The 17,513-nt window shown below is 68.0% G+C and carries 13 protein-coding genes; 9 read left to right on the forward strand and 4 right to left on the reverse strand.

Annotated elements, in window-relative coordinates:
• Positions 1–7: 7 nt before the first annotated feature.
• Both ACODSM_RS05055 and ACODSM_RS05060 read right to left on the reverse strand, forming a co-directional pair.
• Positions 8–793, reverse strand: a complete 786-nt coding sequence (locus ACODSM_RS05055; RefSeq protein ID WP_015012351.1) for an ABC transporter ATP-binding protein — start codon at positions 791–793, stop codon at positions 8–10.
• A 35-nt stretch (positions 794–828) separates the two neighbouring features.
• The gene (locus tag ACODSM_RS05060) at positions 829–2,775 is read right to left on the reverse strand and encodes an AMP-dependent synthetase/ligase (RefSeq protein WP_488804528.1); all 1,947 of its coding nucleotides are present in this window, start codon (positions 2,773–2,775) and stop codon (positions 829–831) included.
• A gap of 181 nt (positions 2,776–2,956) precedes the next feature.
• Here ACODSM_RS05060 and ACODSM_RS05065 point away from each other — a divergent pair, with 181 nt between their 5' ends.
• Positions 2,957–4,726, forward strand: coding sequence for an ExeA family protein (locus ACODSM_RS05065; RefSeq protein WP_488804529.1), 1,770 nt, complete (start codon positions 2,957–2,959; stop codon positions 4,724–4,726).
• Between the two features lie 5 nt (positions 4,727–4,731).
• Positions 4,732–5,541, forward strand: coding sequence for a general secretion pathway protein GspB (locus ACODSM_RS05070; protein WP_110961602.1), 810 nt, complete (start codon positions 4,732–4,734; stop codon positions 5,539–5,541).
• Between the two features lie 133 nt (positions 5,542–5,674).
• On the opposite strand, the gene ACODSM_RS05075 is transcribed toward ACODSM_RS05070, so the two are convergent.
• A complete protein-coding gene (locus tag ACODSM_RS05075) occupies positions 5,675–6,886 on the reverse strand; it encodes an ABC transporter substrate-binding protein (protein WP_209816377.1) in 1,212 nt (403 codons plus the stop codon).
• Positions 6,887–7,051: 165 nt separating this feature from the next.
• On the opposite strand from ACODSM_RS05075, the gene ACODSM_RS05080 reads away from it, so the two are divergent.
• On the forward strand, positions 7,052–7,777 hold the full coding sequence (locus ACODSM_RS05080; RefSeq protein ID WP_015012356.1) for a Crp/Fnr family transcriptional regulator: 726 nt from the start codon (positions 7,052–7,054) through the stop codon (positions 7,775–7,777).
• Between the two features lie 49 nt (positions 7,778–7,826).
• Here ACODSM_RS05080 and ACODSM_RS05085 read toward each other — a convergent pair whose 3' ends face one another.
• Positions 7,827–9,542: a methyl-accepting chemotaxis protein gene (locus tag ACODSM_RS05085; protein ID WP_488804530.1), complete on the reverse strand. Its 1,716-nt coding sequence runs from the start codon at positions 9,540–9,542 to the stop codon at positions 7,827–7,829.
• A 403-nt stretch (positions 9,543–9,945) separates the two neighbouring features.
• Here ACODSM_RS05085 and ACODSM_RS05090 point away from each other — a divergent pair, with 403 nt between their 5' ends.
• From ACODSM_RS05090 to ACODSM_RS05115, 6 genes are all read left to right on the forward strand, one after another.
• Positions 9,946–10,839 carry a DUF4394 domain-containing protein gene (locus ACODSM_RS05090; RefSeq protein WP_488804531.1) on the forward strand — a complete coding sequence of 298 codons (894 nt, stop codon included), beginning with the start codon at positions 9,946–9,948 and terminating at the stop codon, positions 10,837–10,839.
• Positions 10,836–11,480, forward strand: coding sequence for a methylamine utilization protein (locus ACODSM_RS05095; protein WP_488804532.1), 645 nt, complete (start codon positions 10,836–10,838; stop codon positions 11,478–11,480). Before ACODSM_RS05090 ends, ACODSM_RS05095 begins: the two co-directional genes overlap by 4 nt.
• Entirely contained in the window at positions 11,477–13,813 is a 2,337-nt protein-coding gene (locus ACODSM_RS05100; RefSeq protein WP_488804533.1) for a putative bifunctional diguanylate cyclase/phosphodiesterase, read from the forward strand. Before ACODSM_RS05095 ends, ACODSM_RS05100 begins: the two co-directional genes overlap by 4 nt.
• A gap of 282 nt (positions 13,814–14,095) precedes the next feature.
• Entirely contained in the window at positions 14,096–14,992 is an 897-nt protein-coding gene (locus ACODSM_RS05105) for a pseudouridine synthase (protein WP_476016615.1), read from the forward strand.
• A 44-nt stretch (positions 14,993–15,036) separates the two neighbouring features.
• Positions 15,037–16,350: an esterase/lipase family protein gene (locus ACODSM_RS05110; RefSeq protein ID WP_488804534.1), complete on the forward strand. Its 1,314-nt coding sequence runs from the start codon at positions 15,037–15,039 to the stop codon at positions 16,348–16,350.
• A 115-nt stretch (positions 16,351–16,465) separates the two neighbouring features.
• Complete coding sequence (locus ACODSM_RS05115; RefSeq protein WP_015012363.1) at positions 16,466–17,401, forward strand: exopolyphosphatase; 936 nt, start codon at positions 16,466–16,468, stop codon at positions 17,399–17,401.
• The last annotated feature ends 112 nt before the right edge of the window (positions 17,402–17,513 follow it).

Raw genomic sequence — 17,513 nt, forward strand, 5'->3', positions numbered from 1 at the left:
CTCCTGATCAGTGCGAGGTGCCGAGGTAGGCACTGATCACGTCTTCGTTGCTGCGCACTTCGTCGGGCGTGCCGTCGCCGATCTTCTTGCCGTAGTCCAGCACCACCACGCGGTCGCTGATGTCCATCACCACGCCCATGTCGTGCTCGATGAGCACGATGGTGGTGCCGAACTCGTCGTTCACGTCCAGGATGAAGCGGCACATGTCCTGCTTCTCTTCCACGTTCATGCCGGCCATGGGTTCATCGAGCAGCAGCACCTGTGGCTCCATGGCCAGGGCGCGGCCCAGGTCCACGCGCTTTTGCAGGCCGTAGGGCAGCTGGCCCACGGGGGTCTTGCGGTAGGCCTGTATTTCGAGGAAGTCGATGATGTGTTCGACGTATTCGCGGTGGCGGATTTCCTCGCGCTCGGCCGGGCCGATGCGCAGCGCCTGCATCAGCAGGTTGCTTTTGATCTTGAGGTTGCGGCCGGTCATGATGTTGTCGATCACGCTCATGCCCTTGAACAGCGCCAGGTTCTGGAACGTGCGCGCCACGCCCATCTCTGCCACCTGGCGCGAGTTCATGTGGTCAAACGTCTTGCCCCGGAAGGTGATGGAGCCTTCGGACGGTGTGTACACGCCGTTGATGCAGTTGAGCATGGAGCTTTTGCCCGCACCATTGGGGCCGATGATGGCGCGGATCTCGTGCTCTTTCACATTGAAAGAGATGTCGGTGAGTGCCTTCACCCCGCCAAACCGGAGGCTGATGTTCTTGACGTCGAGGATGACGTCGCCGATCTTTTTGGTGGTCATGGTGGGGGGCTTCTCCAGCGGGTAGAGCGCGGGTTTCATGCGGCGGTCTTGACGGGTGTGAAGGTCTTGGCGTCCGAGATCTTGAGCGTGGCGCTCACGCTGCCGGTGCGGCCGTCCTCGAACTTGACCTGGGTCTCGATGTACTGCTCGGTGCGGCCTGCGTACAGCGCATCGACGAGCACGCCGTACTTGTCGGCGATGAAGCCCCGGCGGACCTTGTTGGTGCGGGTGAGTTCGCCGTCGTCGGCGTCCAGCTCCTTGTGCAGCACCAGGAAGCGGCTCACCTGGCTGCCGGCCAGCATGCTGTCGCCCGCCAGGTCGGCGTTCACCTTCTCGATGCATTCGCGGATCAGTTCGTACACCTCGGGCTTTTGCGCCAGGTCGGTGTAGCCGGCGTAGGGCAGGTTGCGGCGCTCGGCCCAGTTGCCCACGGCGTCAAAGTCGATGTTGACCATCACGCACACCTTCTCGCGCTTGTCGCCCAGGGCTACCACTTCCTTGATGTGCGGGAAGAACTTGAGCTTGTTCTCCACATACTTGGGCGCAAACATGGCACCGTCGTTGGCACCGCCCATGATGCGGCCCACGTCCTTGACGCGGTCGATGATCTTGAGGTGGCCGTGCGCATCCAGAAAGCCTGCGTCGCTGGTGTGGTACCAGCCGTCGGCCGTCAGCACCTCGGCCGTGGCGGCGGGGTTCTTGTAGTACTCCTTGAGGAGCCCGGCCGACTTGACCATGATCTCGCCGTTGTCGGCCACCTTGATCTGCACGCCACGAATCGGCACGCCCACCGTGTCGGCGCGGGCCTGGTTGTCGGGCTGCAGGCACACGAACACAGCGGTTTCGGTGGAGCCGTACAGCTGCTTGAGGTTGATGCCGATGGAGCGGTAGAAGGTGAACAGGTCCGGGCCAATGGCCTCGCCCGCCGTGTAGGCCACCCGCACGCGGCTGAAACCCAGGTTGTTGCGCAGCGGGCCGTACACCAGCACATTGCCCAGCGCGTACTTGATGCGGTCCAGCGTCCCCACGGGCTCGCCGTCCATCAGGGCTGGGCCCACGCGCTTGGCCACGCGCATGCAGGCCTCGAACATCTTGCGCTTCAAGGCGCCTGCGTCTTCCATGCGGATCATCACGCTGGTGAGCAGGCCTTCAAAAATGCGCGGCGGCGCAAAGTAGTAGGTGGGGCCTACTTCCTTGAGGTCGATGGTCACGGTGCTGGCCGACTCGGGGCAGTTGACCACGTAGCCGCAAGCCAGCCACTGGGCGTAGCTGAAGATGTTCTGGCCGATCCAGGCGGGTGGCAGGTAGGCCAGCACTTCTTCGCTGCTGGTGAGCTTGTCAAATTCGGCGCCCGCGCTGGCGCGGTCCAGCAACGTGCTGTGGGTGTGCACCACGCCCTTGGGGTTGCCCGTGGTGCCCGAGGTGAAGAACATCGCGGCCACGTCGCCGGGCTGGGCCTTGGCCACCTCGGCCTTGAACCAGCCGGGGTTCTTTGCCGCAAAGGCCTTGCCGGACTCGATCAGGGCGTCCAGCGAGGCCAGGCCGGGCTCCGAGTAGTTGCGCAGGCCGCGCGGGTCGTCAAAGTAGATGTTGGAAATCTGCGGGCACTGCTCGCGGATTTCGAGCAGCTTGTCCACCTGCTCCTGATCTTCCACCAGGCAAAAGCGCACCTCGGCGTTGTTCAGCGGGAAGATGCATTCGGCTGCCACCGCGTCCTGGTACAGCGGCACGGGGATGGCACCCAGCGACTGCGCGGCCAGCATGGTGGCGTACAGGCGGGGGCGGTTGGCTCCCACCACCACCATGTGCTCGTGGCGCTTCAGGCCCGCCAGGTGCAGGCCGGCGGCCACCTGTTCCACCAGGCGCACCAGGTCTGCCCAGCTGTGGGTTTGCCAGATGCCATATTCTTTTTCGCGCAGGGCCGGGGCCTCGGGGCGCTCGGCGGCGTGCTTGAGCAGCAGTTGCGGGAACGTGGTCAACATTGCAGGTTCCTGAAAGTGAGAAGGTGTCAGCCCGGTGACTGCCGGGCGCGCAAGCTTGTGATTGCGCGATGGGGGAATGCTAGGACCCACTTTGACGCCATCTTGTCTTGTCGACGACAATTTAGGGGTAACTCCCGGGTGGGTAAAACCCTGCCCACGGGCGGGCGGTATCCTCCGGGGCATGTACGCCCCGTTCTTCGGCCTTCAGCACCCGCCGTTCTCCATTGCCCCTGACCCCCGCTACCTGTTCATGAGCGAGCGGCACCGCGAGGCGCTGGCGCACCTGCTGTACGGCCTGGATGCGGGCGGCGGTTTTGTGCTGCTGACGGGCGAGGTGGGTGCGGGCAAGACCACGGTCTGCCGCTGCTTTCTGGAGCAGATCCCGTCGCACTGCAACGTGGCCTACATCTTCAACCCCAAGCTCACGGTGGGCGAGCTGCTGCGGTCCATTTGCGACGAATTTGGCGTGCCGCACCAGCCCTCGGTGGCCGGGGTGGAAACGGTCAAGGATTACATCGACCCGCTCAATGCCTCGCTGCTCGCGGCGCATGGCGCCGGGCGCAACACGGTGCTGATCATTGACGAGGCGCAGAACCTGTCGGCCGACGTGCTGGAGCAGCTGCGCCTCTTGACCAACCTGGAAACCAGCGAACGCAAGCTGCTGCAGATCATCCTCATCGGCCAGCCCGAGCTGCGCACCATGGTGGCCAGCCCCGCGCTGGAGCAACTGGCGCAGCGCGTGATTGCGCGCTTTCACCTCGATGCGCTGAGCGCGCAGGAGACCCAGCAATACATCGCCCACCGCCTGGCCGTGGCAGGCCTGCAAGGGCCGCTGCCCTTCAGCCGCAGCGCCCTGCGACGGGTGCATGCGCTGTCGCGCGGCATTCCCCGGCGCATCAACCTGCTGTGCGACCGGGCGCTGCTGGGCGCCTACGCGGCCGGGGTGCGCGAAGTCAGTGCCCGCATCGTCCAGCGTGCGGCGGCTGAGGTGTTTGATGCACCCGCGTCGGCCGCTGCTGCACGCAGCGCCCGGGGCCAGTGGCCCCGCTGGGCGATGGCGGGCCTGGGCGTGGCGGCGGGTGCCGCGCTGGTGGCGGGCGGCTGGGCCCTGGGGACCTGGCCGCAATGGTCTCGGCAGGGCGTCGTGTCATCCACCGCGCCTGCGGGCGCCACGGCCAGCCAAACATCTGCCAGCGCGCCATCCAGCGCCCCGCCCAGTACCCCGCCCAGCAGTGCTGCCAGCACTGCAGCGGTTACAACACCCACGGCGCCCGCGGCAGGGGCTTCGGCCCCGCGCGTCGCGGCGCCGGTGGCCATGTCGGACCTGCAGCAGTTTGTGGCCGCACTGCCCGCCAGCGACAACGCGGCCTGGCAGGCGCTGGCCTCGGCCTGGGGGGCCAGCGTGGCCGACGGGGCCGATGCCTGCGCCACCTTGCCGCGCGACGGCCTGCGTTGCTACCGCAACCGCCGCGCGGGCCTGAACCTGGTGCGGCAGATCGATCGCCCGGTGCTGCTCACGCTGTTTCCGTCCGAAGAGGGCGATGTGGCCGTCTCGGCCGTGCTGCGCCGTCTGGACGGCGACATGGCCACGCTCGAAGGCGCGGGCCGTGCGGTGCGCGTGCCGGTGGCCGAGCTGGCGCAGGTGTGGCGTGGCGACATGGCCACGCTGTGGCGCACGCCGCCCGACATGCCCGACAAGGGCGACCTGGCGGAGACCGCTGCCGGCGCCGCCTGGCTGGACCAGCAGCTGGCGACGACTGCGGCCGGTGGCTCGCGCGTTGGCGCACCGGCTGCGGGCCGTACGACCACGCCGGCCCAGCGCCAGGCACGCATCCAGCGCTTCCAGCTGGCCCAGGGTGTGACCCCGGACGGCCGGGCGGGGCCCTTGACCCTCATGCTGCTCAACCGTGTCAACGGCGTGAGCGAACCGCGCTTGCGCACCGGAGGCTGAACCCAGTGTCTTACATCCTTGACGCGCTGCGGCGCGCAGAAGCCGAACGGGGCCGTGGCGCCGTGCCCGGCATCCATACCCCGGCGGTGCCTGTGCCGGGTGCCGTGCCGGTGGCCGGGCGGTCATTCATCAGCCCGGTGCTGGTGGCTGTGGCGGTGGTTGCTGTGGCCGCCGTAGCGGCTGGCGGCACTTGGTGGGTCTTGCAGCGGCCGGTGCCTGCGGGTGCCGTCGTGGTGGCTGCAGCGCCTGCTACTCCTGCGGCCGTGGCTCCGTCCATGCCGGCGGTAGCGTCCACGGCGCCACCCGCTGCCGTGGCCTCCCCGGAACCGGCCCCTGCCGTGGCGCCAGCGGTAACGCCCCCTCCGGCACCCGCGCCGCGCGCGGCGGCACCGCAGCGGGAGCGGCCTGCGCCCGCGCCCGCGCCCAGCCCCTCCGTAGCGCCGCGTTCCCCTGCCGCCGACCCCGAGCGGCCGCGCCCTGCTGCGCCCGCCCCGCGCGAGCGCACGTCCGCAGCCCCCGCGCCGCGTGCTGCAGACGTAGCCTTGGCCAACCCCGCTCCTGCTGCATCCCCGGCCGCGACCGGCACCGTGTTTGCGCAAGCCGATCTACCCGAGGCCGTGCGGGCGCAGCTGCCGTCACTCAAGATTTCTGGGGTCACCTATTCCAGCAACCCGGTGTACCGCATGGCCATCGTCAACGGCCAGGTGCTGCACGAAGGAGACCCGGCCGGGCCGGGCCTGTTGCTGGAGAAGATCGAGCCCGGCCGCACCATCTGGTCGTTCAAGGGCTACCGGTACGGGCTGGCGTCGCAATAGCAGTATTTGGGCGAAATCGGCCGGTAGCGCTAGTGCAATATGCGCTGATAGCTATCTGATTTATAGCAATTGCATGGGCGGCCCCGCCGCAGCGCGCCCCTGTCATCAGCGTGCCACCGGCGGGCCCTTCGGGCTATCGCAGGAACCGCCCATCGCGTCCCACCAGCGTGAGTTCGACAAAGCGCGAGGCGTTGCGGTCCGGGGTGCTGGCGCTGATCTCGAACCCGCCCAGGTCCCACTTTTTCAGGTTCCAGGTGGCGTCGATGAAGGCTGCGCGGGTGGGGTTGCGGCCTGCGCGCTGCAAGGCCTCGGCAAACACGCGGGCGTTGATGTAGCCCTCCAGCGCCAGATGCGAAGGCTCGGCCGTGGCGCCCGAGGCCTTCCAGGCGGCCTGGAACTCGCGCACCACGGGCATCACCACGTTGGAGGGCAGAGGCACCACCTGCGAGATCGCCATGCCCGTGGCGTCTGCGCCCAGGGCCTTGACGGTGGCCGGGGTGCCCATGACCGACAGCGCGTACAGCGTCACGCCCCGCTTGAGCGCGCGGAACGCCTTCACAAACTCCAGCGTGGGCTTGCCCGCGAGGCCGATCACGATGGCCTCCAGGTTGCCGCCGGCCAGCTTGGCGGCGGCGCTGCCCGCGTCCGAGGCATTGTTCTCCACGGTCACCGTGACGGCTTCGGGCAGCTTGAGCCGGTCCATCGACTGCTTGGCGGCGTTGAACACCTCTTTGCCGAACGAGTTGTTCTGGTAGACGATGCCGATGCGCTGGATGCCGATGGTGGACAGGTGCTGCACCAGCTTCTCGGCCTCGTCGGCATAGCTGGCGCGGATGTTGAACACGTTGCGGGCGTTCTTGGTGCGGCTGAGCTGCGCGCCGGTGAAGGGCGCAAAAAACGGGATGCCGCTTTCGATCACCTTGGGCAGCATGGCGTCGATCATGGGTGTGCCCATGCAGTTGAACAGCGCAAAGTACCCAGGGTCGGCCAGGAACTGCTCCACATTGGCCAGCGCCTTGGGCACGTCGTAGGTGTCGTCCTGGGTGACGAGTTCAATGGCCTTGCCGTGCACGCCGCCGCGCGCGTTGATGCCCGCAAACGCGGCCTTGGCGCCCTGGTGCATGGCCGAGCCCAGATCGCCCAGCGGGCCGGTGAGGGCGGTGGACTGTGCGATCTTGATGGCGCCCTCCTGCGCGCGGGCTGCGCCGCTCCAGCCCAGCCCGGGCAGGCCCACGGCCGCTGCGGTGGCGGCAGCGGCAGCCAGCACCTGGCGGCGGGCCAGGGGGCGCGGCGTGGTGGGCGCGGGGTGGAGGGGGCGTGCGGTGGTGGAAGATGGTTGGGTCATGGTGCTGGTCTCCTCGGGGCGCCCTCCGTAGGTGGCAGGGGCGCGAGGCGACATCATCCCGTCACGATTGGCATTTTTTTGTCGGTCTGACGACAATTGGGGTCGTGGTATTCCCGCATGCCCAGGCGGCTGCGGGGCGCCCTTTTTCGTGAGAACCTTTGCGCCATGGACCCACGCACCCACCAGGACTTGTCGCTGCACCAGCGGCGCCGTTCGCCCACGCCGCAGGAGCTGGAAGGCATTCCCTGGCTCCCTCTGCTGCTGCCCGCCGAGCGGGAGCGCGCGGTGGCCTCGCTGCTGGTGGGTGACGCCAAGCCGGGCGACTATGTGTGCCGCGTCGGGCGCCCGGTGACCTACTGGTTTGGTGTGGTGGAGGGCCTGCTCAAGATGAGCACCGACAACGCCCAGGGGCAGACCATGACCTATGCAGGCCTGCCGCCCGGCGGATGGTTTGGCGAGGGCACGACCATCAAGCGCGAGCCCTACCGCTACAACATCCAGGCCCTGCGCAAGAGCGTGGTGGCGGGGCTGCCCATCGACAGCTTTCACTGGCTGCTGGACCACTCCATCGGCTTCAACCGCTTCGTGATGAACCAGCTGAACGAGCGCCTGGGCCAGTTCATCGCAGCCCGCGAAATCGACCGCCTGAACAACCCCGATGTGCGCGTGGCCCGCAGCCTCGCCTCGCTGTTCAACCCGGTGCTGTACCCGGGCGTGGGCGAGGTGCTGCGCATCACGCAACAAGAGCTGGCCTACCTGGTGGGGCTGTCACGCCAGCGGGTGAACGAGGCGCTGTCTGCGCTGGAGGCGCAAGGCGCGATCCGTGTGGAGTACGGCGGCCTGCGCGTGCTGGACCTGGCGGCGCTTCGGTCCAGCGTGACCGCCCCCTGAGGCGCTGTGCGCATTCCCTCCGGGAGCGTACGCCCGTGGGAAAGTCCCGTCAGCTGCGCGGCAGGGCAGGAGCGCGTGATGCGGCCGAGGCCAGTGGGCGCGGGGCTGCAGTGCGTGCGGGCGCCGGCACCGCCGCCGGTGCTGCGGCGGGGCTGGCGGTACCCCAGCTGTCCTCGTCGCCGCCGTCGTTGCGCGAGAGGCGGAAGGTGCCCACCATCTGCGTCAGGCGCCCGGCCTGGTCCTTGAGGCTGTCGGCAGCCGCCGCGCCTTCTTCCACCAGTGCGGCGTTCTGCTGGGTCATTTCTTCCAGTGCGCCCACCGACTGGCTCACATGGCCGATGCGCTGGCTTTGCTCCTGCGTGGCGGCCGTGATCTCGCCCATGATGTCGGACACGCGGCGCACCGACTGCACCAGTTCTTCAATGGTCTTGCCGGCGTGGTTGACGAGTGTGCTGCCTTCTTGCACCTGGTCCACGCTGGTGCCGATCAGGGCCTTGATCTCGCGCGCCGCCTGGGCCGAGCGGCCCGCGAGGTTGCGCACCTCGCCCGCCACCACCGCAAAGCCCCGGCCCTGCTCGCCGGCGCGGGCGGCCTCCACGGCGGCGTTCAGCGCCAGGATGTTGGTCTGGAACGCGATGCCATCGATCACGCTGATGATGTCGGCGATCTTGCGCGAGCTGGCGCTGATGGTGTCCATGGTGCGCACCACCTGGCCCACCACTTCGCCGCCGCGTGTGGCCGCATCGGACGCGGTGGACGCGAGCTGGTTGGCCTGACGGGCCGAGTCGGCGCTCTGCGACACCGTGCCGGTCAGGTCCACCAGCGAACTGGCCGCGCTTTGCAGGTTGTGCGAGGTCTGCTCGGTGCGCTGGCTCAGGTCCAGGTTGCCCGAGGCCACCTCGGAGCTGGCCACCAGGATGGAGTCGGCGGTCTGCCCGATTTCGCCCACCAGGGTGCGCAGGCGCTCCTGCATGGCGGCAATGGCTTCGAGCAGTCGGCCGGTTTCGTCGTGGATACGCACTTCGACCTGCGAGGTGAGGTCGCCGCGCGCAATGCGCTCGGCCACCACCACCGCACGGCCAATGGGGGCGGTGATGCTGGCCGTGATGCGCCAGGCGATCAGAGCGCCCAGGCCAATGGCCAGCAACACCAGCAGCCCGCCCACCACGCGGGCGCTGCTCTGGGTTTGTTCTGCCGAGCTTGTGGCTTCAGCATTCAGGGTGTTTTGCAGCTCGATCAGCTCGCGCAGCTTGGCGCGCCAGGCGGTTTCTGCGGGGGCCACGCGGGTCATCAGCGCCAGCGTGGCGCTCACGGTGTCGCCGTCGTCAGCGGCCTTGATGGCGCTGTCGAGTTCGGGGCGGGTCTTGCCGCCCAGGGCCTGCACCTCGCCCAGCAGCTTGAGCTCTGCGGGGGTGGCCTTGGCGGGCGTGAGCAGCTCGGACAGAGCGGCTTCTTGCGCGGCGTATTCCTTGAGCGTCTTGCCCACGGCCACGATCTGCTCGCGCGCCTGCTTGGGGTCGATGTCGTTGAGCATGGCGGCGGAGCGGCTCTGGATGCCGATGGCGCTCACGCTCTCCAGCATGCCGTTGACCAGCTTGGCCTTGTTGGCGCCCACGCCGGTGATCTGGGTCATCTGATCGTGCACCTTGCCCACGGAAAGCTGCCCCACTGCTGCCACGGCCACCAGCAGCACCAGCATGCAGCCAAACCCCAGGCTCAACCGGCTGGAGATCGACAGGGATTTGAGGGTGGAAGCAGCCGACATGGGAGTCCTTGGGTATCGAAAAGGATCAAAGCGTGATCAAGCGGGGGCTTTGGTGCAAAAGCAATAACGGTGCCCACCGGCCTCATGGCGCCCGATGGGTGGGGCCGAGGTCGGTGCAGTGTAGGCAATAACAACAAAATGTGTCATGAGTGTTGAGGATGCTCCCATGCCCGATCTGCATAGCCGTTTTGTTACAAATGCAGCGGTGCACAGCCTTGGTGCACTGGCGTCAAAGTGCAACAGAAGATACCAGTGAAATCATTGGTAAAAACGCTATAGGCGCAAATAATTCATGCCTTGGGTGCTATTAAAAACATAGTGTGTGGAGGCTCGGGGTTTGCCCTTGTCCCCGCCGCGAGTGCAGCCGATCAGGTATAAACCTGTAACACTTGCGAGGCGTCCCATGCATCCGTTTTTTCCCTCCTCCACGCTGCGTGCGGCGCTTGCTGCAGTGGCGTTGGCCGTGCTGGCTGGCTGTGCGGCGCCCCGGCCCGATATCGGCTTGCGCGAAACGCTGGTGGCCGTGACGGCATCGCACGAACTCATCACCTTCCAGGCTGCGCAGCCCGAGCGCATCCTGGAGCGGCGCCCTGTGACGGGCCTGGCGCCCGGCGAGCGGCTGGTGGGCATCGACTTCCGCGTGGCCAAGGGCGTGCTCTATGCGCTGTCGCAAGCGGGCCGCCTGTACACGCTCGACATCCCCACCGGTGCGCTGCGCCCTGTCGGGCCCGGGCCTGCTGCGCTGGCGCTTCAGGGCACGGTGTTCGGCTTTGATTTCAACCCGGCGGCCGACCGAATCCGGGTGGTGTCCAACACGGGCCAGAACCTGCGCCTGCACCCCGACACCGGGGCGGTGGTCGATGGCGATGCCACCGTCGAAGGTGTGCAGCCTGATCCCAGCCTGCGCTACGCCTGGGGCGATGTGAACGCGCGCCGCAGGCCCGACATTGCCGGTGCTGCCTATACCTACAACCCCAACGACAGCAAGATCACCACCAACTACGCGATCGACCGCGCGCTGGGCGTGCTGGTGATGCAGGGCTCGCGCGAGGGCACCCAGCCGGTGGTGTCGCCCAACGCCGGGCAGCTGCGCACCGTGGGCCCGCTGGGGCTCGGGCCGCTCACGGATGTGAGCTTTGACATTGCCGACGTGGGCAACACCGCCCTCATTGCCGTGCGCACAGCCGCCGACACCCAGACCCGCCTGCACCAGGTGGACCTGGCCACTGGCGCCACCCGCCCTCTGGGCGTGGTGGGCGATGGCGCGCCCCTGGTGGGCCTGGCGATCGAACCATGAGGCCGGCCGGCCCGCCGACGCTGCAGCCCGCCAGGTTGGCCCGGTGGGCAGCGCTTGCTGCGCTGGTACTGCTGGCTGGCGGCGCGCAGGCGGGCACGGTGCAGGTCGATGTGTCCGACGCTGCGGGCAAGCCGCTGGCCGATGCCGTGGTCTTTCTGGATTCGGCCGAGGCCCGCAAGCAGGTCAAGCCGCTCGCTGGCGTGGAGATGGCGCAGGAGAAGCGGCAGTTCGTGCCCGGTGTGCTGGTGGTGCCGGTGGGCACCGAGGTGCGGTTTCCCAACCACGATACCGTGCGGCACCACGTGTACTCGTTCTCGCCCGCCAAGAAGTTCGAACTCAAGCTCTACAGCGGCACGCCGTCCAACCCTGTGCTGTTTGACAAGTCTGGCGTGGTCACGCTGGGCTGCAACATCCACGACCAGATGGTGGGGTGGGTGCTGGTGGTGGACACACCGTACTACGCCCGCACCCCTGCGGCCACGGGCAAGGCGCAACTCGACAACGTGCCGCCTGGCACCTATACGCTGCGCACCTGGCACGCCCGCCTGCCGGTGGGCGCCCCGGCCCTGGAGCAGGCACTGACCGTGCCGGCCACGGGAGCGGCCACGGCGTCGGTGCGCATGACGGGGTTGCAGCCTTGACGCGGCTGCGCCTAGCCCGGCGCAGCCTGATCCTGCGGTTGGTGGGGTTGTCGTTGCTGCTGCTGCTCATCGTGCAGGCGGCGGGGTTCGCCGTGGTGCGGGCCTCCATCGACCGCAATGCACGTGCCCAGATCGCGCGCGCCCTGGACCTGGATGAAAACATCTGGCGCCGCCTGCTGGACCAGAACGCGGAGCAACTGCGCCAGGGCTCGGCCCTGCTGGCGGCGGACTACGGGTTTCGTTCGGCGGTCAACTCGGGCGACGAGGAAACCATCCAGTCGGTGCTCGAAAACCACGGCAGCCGCATCGGCGCGGCCGTGACGGCGCTGCTGAGCACCGACCTCACGCTGCGTGCGGTCAGCCTCACGGGCAGCATGGACCAGTTTCCGGCCACGCTGCAGCAGGTGGTGCCGCGCCTCGCGCAGCAGCCCCAGGGCAGCCAGATCGCGGTGATGGAAGGCATTCCCTACCAGTTCGTGATGGTGCCCATGCGGGCGCCGGTGGTCATTGGTTGGGTGTTGATGGGCTTTCGCATCGACCAGTCGCGTGCCGACGAAATGCGCCAGCTCCTGTCGGTGCATGTGGCCCTGATGGTCAAGGCCCCCGGGGGCGCAATGACCCTGCCGGTCAGCACCCTGCCCAAGGACGCACAGGCCTTGCTGCTGGCCAGCGGCGGCGCGGCGGGCGAGCTGCAGACGGCCGAGGGCACCTTGCTGGCGCGCTCCAGCCCGCTCGACAGCGTGGGGGGCGAGGTGCACTCGCTGCTGCTGCGGTCGGTGGACGAGGTGGTAGCCCCCTATCGGCAGTTGCAGGTGCTGCTGGCCATCATCACCGTGGCGGGTGTGCTGCTGTTTGCCGTGGGTACGGGCCTGGTGGCGCAACGGCTCGCCACGCCGCTGCGCTCCTTGCTCGCAGCCACGCAGCGGCTGTCGCGTGGTGAATACGACGTACCTTTGGAGCACACCGACCGCACGGACGAAATCGGCAACCTGGCGCGCTCGTTCGACCACATGCGCGTGGACATTGGCGCCCAGCAGACCGAGATCCGCCGCCTGGCCTACTGGGACCGCCTGACGGGCCTGCCCAACCGGGAGCGTTTTCGCGACGCCGTGGTGCAGGCGATTGCTGGCAATGCCAGCAAGCCGCAGCCCCTGGCCGTGCTCACGCTGGACCTGGACCGCTTCAAGCATGTGAACGATGTGCTGGGCTATGCCTTTGGCGATCGCCTGCTGCAGGCCGTGGCCGAGCGCCTGAGCCAGCAGGTGCGCTCGCCCGACGACATGGTGGCGCGCCTGGGCGGCAATGAGTTCGCCATCCTGCTGCAGCGCGCCGATGCGGCGGACGCGCACGACGTGGCCCAGCGCATCAACCAGTCGTTCGAGCTACCGCTGGCCTTTGAGGACCAGACGGTGGACCTGAGCGCAGGCATTGGCTTTGCCTGCTGGCCGGGCGATGCGGGCGACGCCGACACGCTGCTCAGCCGTTCTGAAATTGCCATGTACGCCGCCAAGCGCCAGCTCAGCGGGGCCCTGCAGTACGACGCGGCGTTTGACTCGTCCAGCGCGCAGACCCTGTCGCTGCTGACCGAGCTGCGCCACGCCGTGGAGCACCATGAGCTGCGCCTGTACCTGCAGCCCAAGGTGCCCCTGCACGGGCAGCCGGGCTTGGCGGCCGAGGCGCTGGTGCGCTGGCAGCACCCGCACCGCGGTCTGGTGCCGCCCATGCAGTTCATCCCGTTTGCCGAGCAGACCGGGTTTGTGCGCCACCTCACGCTGTGGATGTTTGAAGAAGTAGCGCGCCTGCTGGCCGACCCACGCACCCAGGGCCTGCCGCTCAGGGTGTCGGTCAACCTCTCCACGCGCGACCTGCTCGACCCCGAGCTGAGCCACCGGCTGGCCGACATTCTGGTGCGCCATGGGGTGGCGGCCAGTGCTTTCTGCCTGGAGATCACTGAAAGCGCGATCATGGACGACCCCCAGCGCGCCGAGGCCATGCTCAACCGCCTGTCGGAGCAGGGCTTCAAGCTGTCCATCGACGATTTCGGCACCGGCTACTCGTCGCTCGCCTACCTCAAGCGCCTGCCGGTGGATGAACTCAAGATCGACAAGTCGTTTGTGATGGGCATGGAAACGGGTGAGGACGACGCGATGATCGTGCGCTCCACCATCGACCTCGCGCACAACCTGGGGCTCACGGTGGTGGCCGAAGGCGTGGAGACTGCCGCCATCCAGGATCGCCTGCGTGCGCTGGCCTGCGACGAGGCGCAGGGGTACCACATCGCGCGGCCCCTGCCGGTGGATGATTTCCTCGCCTGGCAGGCGCGCCAGGAGTAGCTGGCAGCAGGCCGCCGCCTCTCTGTTTGGGGGCTAAGCAGTCCACAGGCGAAAATACCCGCAATGTCTTCCTCCTCCTCTCGCCCGCCTGCGGGCCCTGCCGCCGCTCCCGCCTCCGACGTTGGCGGCCCATCGTCTTCTGCGCCAGCCGCCGGTCGGCCCGTGCTGCGCCGCCCGACCCTGACGGCCAAGCCCGCCCCTGCTCGGCCTGCTTCTGCACGGCCCGCGCCGCCGCCCCGGGCCCCACGGCCGTCCCGCGCCCCTGCACCCTCCAACTACCGCGTGGCCTCGGGCGCTTTTGTGGCCCCGGTGCGCCAGGTGCCTGCGCCGGCGACGGGCACCGTGGGCGGCTTGCCCACCTCGCGCCTGAACAAGCGCATGGCCGAGCTGGGCCTGTGCTCGCGCCGCGAGGCCGACGACTGGGTGGAGCAGGGCTGGGTCAAGGTCAATGGCGTGGTGGCCACCATGGGCCAGCAGGTCACGGCGGCCGATCGCATCGAGGTGGACAAGATTGCCCAGGGTTTCCAGGAGCAGCGCGTCACCATCCTGCTGAACAAACCCATTGGCTATGTGAGCGGCCAGGCCGAAGACGGCCACACGCCCGCCGTGGCTCTGATCAACCCCCGTACCCACTGGCGCGAGGACCCCAGCCGCAACCGCTTCTCCCCGCCGCAGCTGCGGGGCCTGGCGCCCTGTGGGCGGCTCGATATCGACTCGGTGGGCCTTTTGGTGCTGACCCAGGACGGCCGTGTGGCCCGGCAGATCATTGGCGAGGACTCCGTGATGGAAAAGGAGTACCTGGTGCGCGTGGTCTACCAGGCCCCGGGCCAGGCGGCGCCCCATCACCCCGGGGAGCGCTCCGCGCCACTGCAGGAAATCAACGAGCGTGACCCCGTCAGCACCAATGTGCAGGCGGTGTTTCCCAAAGAGCTGCTGGAGCGTCTGCGCCACGGCCTGAGCCTGGACGGCGAGCCGCTCAAGCCCGCCAAGGTCGATTGGCAGAACCCCGAGCAACTGCGTTTTGTGCTCACCGAGGGCAAAAAGCGCCAGATCCGCCGCATGTGCGAACTGGTGGGGCTCAAGGTGGTGGGCCTCAAGCGCATCCGCATCGGCCGCGTGACCTTGGGCAACCTGCCCGTGGGCCAGTGGCGTTACCTGTCGCCCAACGAGCGGTTCTGAGAGCCCCGGGCTCCTTGCAAGCATTTTTAAACGGAGCCCCTCTCATGCCCCTTCCTTCCGCACCTCGGCCGCGCAAGCCTGCTGCTTCTACCCCTGCGGGCGACGGCGCCAAGGCGGCGACGGCCAACCCGCTGCGCCAGTTGCGAGCCTCCGACCTGCGCGCTGTGGCGCGCCTGGCCACGCAGGCCACCACCGGCATCACCCGGGTGGCCGAGGGATTGCACCAGTCGGTGCTGGGCACGCTGGGGCTGCCGGGCGGTGCCGAGCCGGGTCGCACGCGGGGGCTGACGGGGCTGGTGTACCAAAGCATTCGCGGGGTGACGCAGCTGGTGGATGCGGGCCTGCAGGCGGGGCTGGCGCGGCTGGAGCCGTTTTTTGCCCCGGCCACGTCGGCCGGTGAGGTGCACTGGGAGCGCGAGGCGGTCATTGCCGCGCTCAACGGCGTGATGGGCGACCGCCTGCAGCGCGACGGCAACCCGCTGTGCACGCGGATGGGCTGGTACCAGCACGGTCTGCCCCTGGACTTGCACGCGCTGGCCGCCCCGGGCGCCGCCACCGGCAAGCTGCTGGTGCTGGTGCATGGCCTGTGCATGAACGACCTGCAGTGGCTGCGCCACGGCCATGACCATGGCGCCCATCTGGCCGAGGCCCTGGGCTACACCCCTGTCTACCTCCGCTACAACACGGGCCAGCACACCTCCACCAACGGGGCCGAGCTGTCGGCGCTGCTCACATCTCTGGTGGCTTCGTGGCCCGTGCCGGTGACGGAGCTGTCCATCCTGGCCCACAGCATGGGCGGGCTGGTGGCGCGCAGCGCCTGCCACCATGCAGCCCAGGCAGCCCAGGCAACTGCGGGCGCCAGCGGGTGGCTACCCCTGCTGCGCCACCTGGTCTTTCTGGGCACCCCGCACCACGGCGCCCCTTTGGAGCGTGCGGGGCACTGGGTGGACGTGCTGCTGGGCAGTAATGCCTATTCGCGCCCGTTTGCGCGCCTGGGCCAGCTGCGTAGCGCGGGCATCACCGACCTGCGCTACGGCCATGTGCTGGAGTCCGACTGGCTGGGGCGGGACCGCTTTCGCAAAAGCCCCGACCAGCGCACCCAGGTGCCGCTGCCTGCCGGAGTGGCATGCCACGCGGTGGCGGCCACCCTGGCTGCGCGGCGCAGCCCGGTGGGCGAGCGGTTGGTGGGGGACGGGTTGGTGCCCTTGCACAGCGCGCTGGGCATCCACGATGATCCTGCCAGGACGCTGGGGTTTGCCAAGGCCCGGCAGGCGGTGTTTTACCGCCTGGGCCACCTGGACCTGCTGGCAGATGCGGGCGTGGCCCGGCAACTGCAGGACTGGATGCAGGACCATTGACCAAGAGGCTGTTCAAAGAGTACCCCGGCGGCCTGCTTTTTGACGCAAGCGGTGCTTGCCAGGGGCCCGGGCGCGGCTACCATGTCGCGGTGCGCCACATAACAAGGAGAATTGAGTGAGTGATGCGAAATACCGCCTGGTGACCCGCAGTGACTTTGACGGCCTGGTCTGCGCGGTGCTGCTCAATGAGCTGAACCTGATCGACGAGATCACCTTCGTCCATCCCAAGGACATGCAGGACGGCAAGGTGCCCATCACCAGCCGCGATATCACCACCAACCTGCCCTATGTGCCGGGTGCGCACCTGGTGTTCGACCACCACGAGTCCGAAACCATCCGCAACTCGGGCCGCCGCGACGAGAACCACATCATCGAGGCCCATGCCCCCTCGGCCGCGCGGGTGGTTTACAACTACTACGGTGGCAAGGCGGCCTTCCCCCGCATCACCGACGAGATGATGGCCGCCGTGGACCAGGCCGACTCGGCCCAGTACTCGCGCGAGGACATCCTCAACCCCCAGGGCTGGGTGCTGCTGAACTACCTCATGGACTCGCGCACGGGCCTGGGGCGTTTTCGGGAGTTCCGCATCAGCAACTATGCGTTGATGATGGACCTGATCCAGTACTGCCGCGACCACACCATCGACGAGATCCTGGCCCTGCCCGATGTGCAGGAGCGCGTGCAGCTCTACCGCGAGCACGCCCCCAAGGCCCAGGCACAGCTGCAAAGCTGCGCCATCCGCATTGCCAACCTGGTGGTGCTGGATCTGCGCGATGAGGAAACGATCTGGGCCACCAACCGGTTCATGATCTACGCGCTGTTCCCCCAATGCAACATCTCCATCCATGTGATGTGGGGACTGCAAAAGCAGAACACGGTGTTTGCCACCGGCAAGTCCATTCTGGACCGCAGCAGCAAGACCCATGTGGGCAACCTGATGCTGGAGTTTGGCGGCGGCGGCCATGCGGCGGCAGGCACCTGTCAGGTCGCCAACGACAAGGCCGACGCCATGCTCAAGACGCTGATCGAGCGCATCACCACCGACGGTTGAAGCCGTCGCTCCCGGCGGGGTGGCGGTGCGCCGCCCACGCGGGGCCCTTGAAAACCGGGCGCATGCCCCTACATCACGCCTGCTGGTTCGGCAGGCGTGATTTTTTGTGCCG

The sequence above is a fragment of the Acidovorax sp. FG42 genome (genome assembly GCF_057809195.1).